Annotated in this window: 4 protein-coding genes; 1 reads left to right on the top strand and 3 read right to left on the bottom strand. The window is 38.1% G+C overall.

Annotated features, from left to right (window positions below):
- On the bottom strand, positions 1-785 hold a 785-nt coding region (locus Q0L68_RS15270), incomplete at its 3' end, for an aminotransferase class V-fold PLP-dependent enzyme (RefSeq protein WP_296704905.1).
- 270 nt (positions 786-1,055) lie between these two features.
- Here Q0L68_RS15270 and Q0L68_RS15265 point away from each other — a divergent pair.
- Entirely contained in the window at positions 1,056-2,309 is a 1,254-nt protein-coding gene (locus Q0L68_RS15265; protein ID WP_296704903.1) for an MFS transporter, read from the top strand.
- Positions 2,310-2,322: 13 nt separating this feature from the next.
- Here Q0L68_RS15265 and Q0L68_RS15260 read toward each other — a convergent pair whose 3' ends face one another.
- Positions 2,323-3,654, bottom strand: coding sequence for an FAD-dependent oxidoreductase (locus tag Q0L68_RS15260; protein ID WP_296704901.1), 1,332 nt, complete (start codon positions 3,652-3,654; stop codon positions 2,323-2,325).
- On the bottom strand, positions 3,647-5,464 hold the full coding sequence (locus tag Q0L68_RS15255) for a cyclic nucleotide-binding and patatin-like phospholipase domain-containing protein (RefSeq protein ID WP_296704900.1): 1,818 nt from the start codon (positions 5,462-5,464) through the stop codon (positions 3,647-3,649). Before Q0L68_RS15255 ends, Q0L68_RS15260 begins: the two co-directional genes overlap by 8 nt.
- Between the last annotated feature and the right edge of the window lie 203 nt (positions 5,465-5,667).

The raw sequence follows: 5,667 nt of genomic DNA, 5'->3' as shown, positions 1-5,667 counted from the left end.
AACAACTCCTCATTTACATAAAGGAATCCTGATCCATTTGGACCTAACACCCATTTATGATAACTGCTTGCATAAAAATCAGCACCAAGTTCTTTTAAATTTAAATCAAATGTTCCGGCTCCATGAGCCCCGTCAATTGCAGTATAAATTCCTTTGTTCTTGGCAAATTCAGAAATCTCTTTGATTGGCATCACTAATCCAGTCGTGCAAGTAACATGAGGAACAGCAATTACTTTCGTTCTTGGCGTCACCAACTTTTTGATCAGATCAAGATTTTCTGATTGAGTAAGTGCAGGTTCAAAAGGTATAAGCACCACACCATCTAATTTGGCTCGGTTCAACCAAGGAATCGCATTTCCTGCATGTTCATGATAGGTAATAATTACTTCGTCACCTGCTTTTAAGGGCAAGCCCCAAACCATGATATTTATTCCTTCCGTAGTATTATGAGTCAGTGAAATTTCAGCTTCTTTGATTCTGACAAATTCTGCCAATTTTCCTCTCAGGGGATTAATTTGGCCATATTCTCCGATGGTATTTGTTTCATCAAATGAATTTTTCAAAGCTTCTAAAACCGGAGTTGGAGATGGACCAAAAGTACCATTATTCATGTATACCCTATTTCGGGTAAGTGGAAATTGCTCTCTAACATTTTCCCAAAAATCATCTCCTTTAAGCCGATGATTAATTGGGTTTATAGAAGATATTTTTGATTTAAAACCAAGAAGACCAGGAGCCAATGTTCCCAAGGATAACTTTTGAAGAAATTCCCTTCTACTTTTCATGAAAACCTATTACAAAAATTAAAATGGAAGCTAAGAAGGAGAATTAGATATTCCCAAAATAGAGCGACATTATTGAAAGAAAATTATTAATACTTGTTTAAAAGCCTCTTCACGATAATTTGTATACAGAAAGACTGAAACATAATTAACTCAAAACGATCAGCGTAATGAGTTAGAAAACTCAACTTATCTAACCTATCTTCATGAAATGAAGAATAATCAAAATATAGATTTCTTGACTTTTTGCTAAATTTCAATCTGTTCACAATATTGGAAAAGAAATATGCAACAATGCCGGTTAGAAATAAGAAAATAGTCTCACCATTAGCAGCTATTATACTAACCGTATTCTTGGATATGCTTGGTGTAGGCATCATTATTCCAGTAATGCCGGCTCTATTTTTTCAACCCGATAGTTCAATCCTACCAGAAATGGCTAGTGAGACCTATCGATCTGTTATGTTTGGATTATTGGTGGGTTGTTACCCTTTAATGCAATTTTTCGGTGCCCCTATTTTGGGTGCTCTGTCAGATAGATATGGAAGAAAACCAACATTAATTCTGTCCATCATTGGCGTATTTGCCGGTTATTTATTCTTTGCATGGGCGATTATAATAAAAAGTCTTTGGCTTTTATTTTTTAGCCGCTTATTACCTGGTTTTGCTGGAGGAAATGTATCTATTGCTATGTCAGCTATTTCTGACATTAGTGAGAAGCAAGAAAAAACTAAGAATTTTGGACTTGCAGGAATGGCTTTTGGTATAGGATTTATCCTAGGTCCAGCACTTGGAGGATTTTTAGGAGACAATACGATAGTAAGTTGGTTTCGCTCTGACACGCCATTTTGGTTTGCGGCCATATTGGCATTTGTTAATCTTATCGTGGTGTATTTCTTCTTTTCAGAGACGATAAAAAACAAGCAAGAATCCGAATTCAGTTTATTTATGGCACTTCGTAATATTGTCTACTCCTTTTCTATGCCTGACCTGAGAGGGACTTTTACCGTTGTCCTACTTTTATCCATAGGATTTTCTCTATTCACTCAATTTTATGCAGTATTCTTAATCCAAAAATTTGCCTTTTCTGAAATGGATATCGGTTTACTTTATTGCTGGATTGGTTTATGGTTTGCCATTACCCAAGGTGGCATTGTCCGTATTCTAGCCGATCGTTTTCGACCCCAAAAGCTTTTAACGATTTGTGTATTGCTTTTAGGTTTTTCACTTCTAGCAGTTTTACTTCCTAGCAAATCATCCTGGCTTTACCTTATCTCCCCTTTTATTGCCATTTTCCAAGGGATAATTATGCCGAATCTTGCTACTGTAGTTTCCTCTAAAGCAGGTGAGGAACGACAAGGAGAAATGCTGGGCATCAACCAATCCATGCAGTCACTAGGTGAAGTTATTCCTCCTTTTATAGCTGGAACCTTATTTGCGATCAATTATAACATCCCTTTTATCACTGCCTCATTATTGATTTTCATTGGTTGGGCAATCTTCCTTCGAATCAATAGAAAATTCTGAGCAGTCAAAAAATTTAGTGTTTTAATTGCCGCACTTTTCTATCAGTAATGGAATCCAAAGTTGAAAATACTCCTGAAAGGGTCTTCGCGACCAACCATTTAAACGGTTCTGGAGGAGCAGGGAAAGCTCTTCTTTTTAGAACTTTTGCCAATGGATGTTGTAGGCCTTGAATCTGAGCAGCAAGAAGCTCACCAATCAACAAAGTTTGTGGAATTCCATGGCCTGAGAATCCCAGTCCATAATGAATGTTTCGATGTTTGCCTGTGGTACCAATTACGGGCATAAAATCCAGGCTCATTCCTATCCAGCCACCCCAGAAGGTCTGTACTTTAAGGTCAGCATAATCTACAAATCGTTCCCGGAAGATCATTTCTATTTTCTTAAACAGATCAGGAATATAAGTTGAACCTGATGCCTGAAATCCAAATGGAATTTTGACATATTTACCTCCTGTGATGATGGTATTGCGGGCAGTCAGCCGGTAATTTTCTAGCTGCTCATGAGCTGTATATATTCCTTCCCTACCAGTCCATCCCAAGGCAGAGCGTTGATCTGGAGTCAATGGCTCCGTTTCACACATGGCAGCATAAATTGGCGTGACCATTCTCTTTTTCCATCCCAGTTCATTAGAGTATGCATTGGTAGCAATAACAGCAGATTTGGCAGTTACAACTCCTTTCTCACAATATGCTCTTACCGGCTGGCTATCTGTCAGATTTAATACTTTTGTCTTTTCGAATAACTGGACTCCATTTTCAATCGCAAGTTTCCGAATCCCATTGATCAATAATCCTGGATTCAAGGTACCTCCCACTGAATCAAAAATTCCTGCAACAAAAGAAGACGGAACTCCTCGCTCCTGCATGGCTTCCGGTCCCAAATAGGTGAAATCCATCCCTAAAGCCTCACTTGCACGGGCTACTTTATTTAGTCTTTTGATCTGATCTGGGTGCACGGCCGCCATAATATTTCCATTGGGCACATATTCACAGGCAATGTGATTTTTTTTAATAAAATCTTCCAGCTTCCTAACTGCCTCCATTGCAAAGTCGCACAATTCCCTCGCTCGCTCAATCTTATACAATTTTAAAAGTGAAGGAAAGTCTTTACCGATTAAACCATCCACATATCCAGAGTTTCGTCCACTGCCTCCAGAACCAGAAAATTCTTGCTCTAACACTGCAACGGACATCCCTGCTTTCCTTAGTTCAAGAGCAGTGTATAATCCTGTATACCCCCCGCCAACGATGACCACATCAACCGATATATCTTGGTTAAGCGAAGGTTGAATATTTTCTGGTTCATTCAACCAAGGACTGATAGGACTGAAAGGAAAGTTACTCATTAGTGGTTTTTGATTCATCCATTATTCCTAGTTCTTCTTTCCATTTCTCTATTTGAGAAAGACCATATTTATAACCAAACTCAACGAGCCCAACCCCAGAATCCACATCCATACTTTGAAATTCATCAATCGGTGGATGGATGAATAAATCAACCGGAGCATCTGCAAAAATGCGATATTGGAGATGATCCGAAGCGATATACATGGTCTGTAATATATTCGTCGCTAAACTCGGACTGATTTTCTCTCGATTAAAAGGATTTAATTTTTGGAGTAATATGCTCCATCCAGACGTGTGAGGTGAAAAGGGCTTACCCATAGAAATCCCACTTTTACTGGAAGCAATAATAGCAATGGATTTTCCTGCTCCCAACTTAGCGAGCATATCCGTCGGACAGGCATTTACTAATCCTCCATCGACTAAACAATCTCCATCTTTCATAAAAGGTGGAATAATTCCGTTTACTGCAGTACTTGCTCGAATCGCCTCCCAAAGAGGCCCTGTTCTATGTACGACTAATTTCCCTTTCACTAAACTTAGTGAAAGACAGAAGAAATCAATCCAAAGATCTTCAATATTCCGACCATGTGAAACTGTCTTAATCGCCTTAGTAAAATTATTCCCGGAAAAAAGTGAGACTAATGGCACGGTTAGCTTCCTAGCCTTCTTAAATTTATCATTCGCTTCTTTTACTATTGGAAGGAATTCTTTTGGATCAGTGATTTGGGAGAAACCTCCCCCAATCAATGCGCCTCCTGATGTACCTCCAATAATATCTACTGGAATACCTCCTTCCATCATTGCTTGAAGTATCCCCATCTGCACAGATGAACGCACTCCACCTCCACTCAACGCTACTCCAATCGCATTCCCAGTTAAAAAACGAGCCAACCGCTGTATATCTCCTAGATTATTCCTTGCTACATTGTAATGCTTGCTGAGCTTGCGTTTTTTTAACCATTGCATGGTGTTTTTTGGGTAATTTTCCTTAGATGGATGTAATAAAACCAATTCATGATCCGCATGATTTAAAGAAAGACAAGCCTGAGTAACACGATTTTCAAAAATGGTAGGATCTGATTGTTGACTGGAATCAGCCAGCCAAATTATTTTATCAGCTCTAGCCAAACAAGTTTCAGTCCACTTATTCCATTGGTCATCTGCCTGATAAATGACTAATGAATAATTATCTTCATATCGAATTAGGACTTCCTTCAAAGCATGTTCCTCATTCAGAGGAATTGATCCATTTGACTCAGATTGTAAAATTTGGGAAGATAAATGGCGGACACTTGAATACTTTTCTACCGCTTGATTTAAACTTTCAAAAAACCCTTCAACGGAAACATTTTGGGAAAGTGGAATAAATGCGACAGTAGTAATTCTGTGGTTAGGAACAAAAGATCGTTTTGTCCTATTTACGATAGTTTTTATAAAGTCAAGAGATGTGTTTTTCTGTTCCTTCAAAAGCTGAAGAAAATCATTTTTACCCAACTGAAGCAACGTGGAATTTCTAACTGCAATAATGGTGGCATTGCGTTTTGTTCCAAAAACTGCTCCCATTTCCCCTACTACTTCACCTCGAGCGATCTCTCCTAAAACTTCACTTTCTTGGCCTTCAATTTCAAGAATTGCACGCAGTCGGCCTTCTAGCAATATATAAGCCTCTTCGGAAGAATCACCTTGTTGTAAAAGTGCATGCCCGCACTTAATCTCTACCAGTTTCCACCTATTTTGTAAATCATTAAAAACATCATCATTTAAGTCCTTAAAATAAGGGGCTTCTTTCAATAACTTCAAAATTGACATAGGGGATATTATTTAATAACAATTTGCTTAAATATAATACTAATTTATAAAGCTGACTCTCAAAATAAGAACCAAATTATGGTTTCGCTAAGAAGATAAAAAAGGTGAATCTTCGCCAGAAAGAGTTATACCAAAATGCTTTATTTCTTAATCACCTACCCTATTCTTAGTAACTTCAAAAATTCGATCCCAGCTAATTACTA

The sequence above is a fragment of the Algoriphagus sp. genome, assembly GCF_024642405.1.
GTDB lineage: Bacteria > Bacteroidota > Bacteroidia > Cytophagales > Cyclobacteriaceae > Algoriphagus.
Note: the sequence above shows the minus strand (reverse complement) of the source record. Positions and strands in the feature narration are given on the sequence as shown.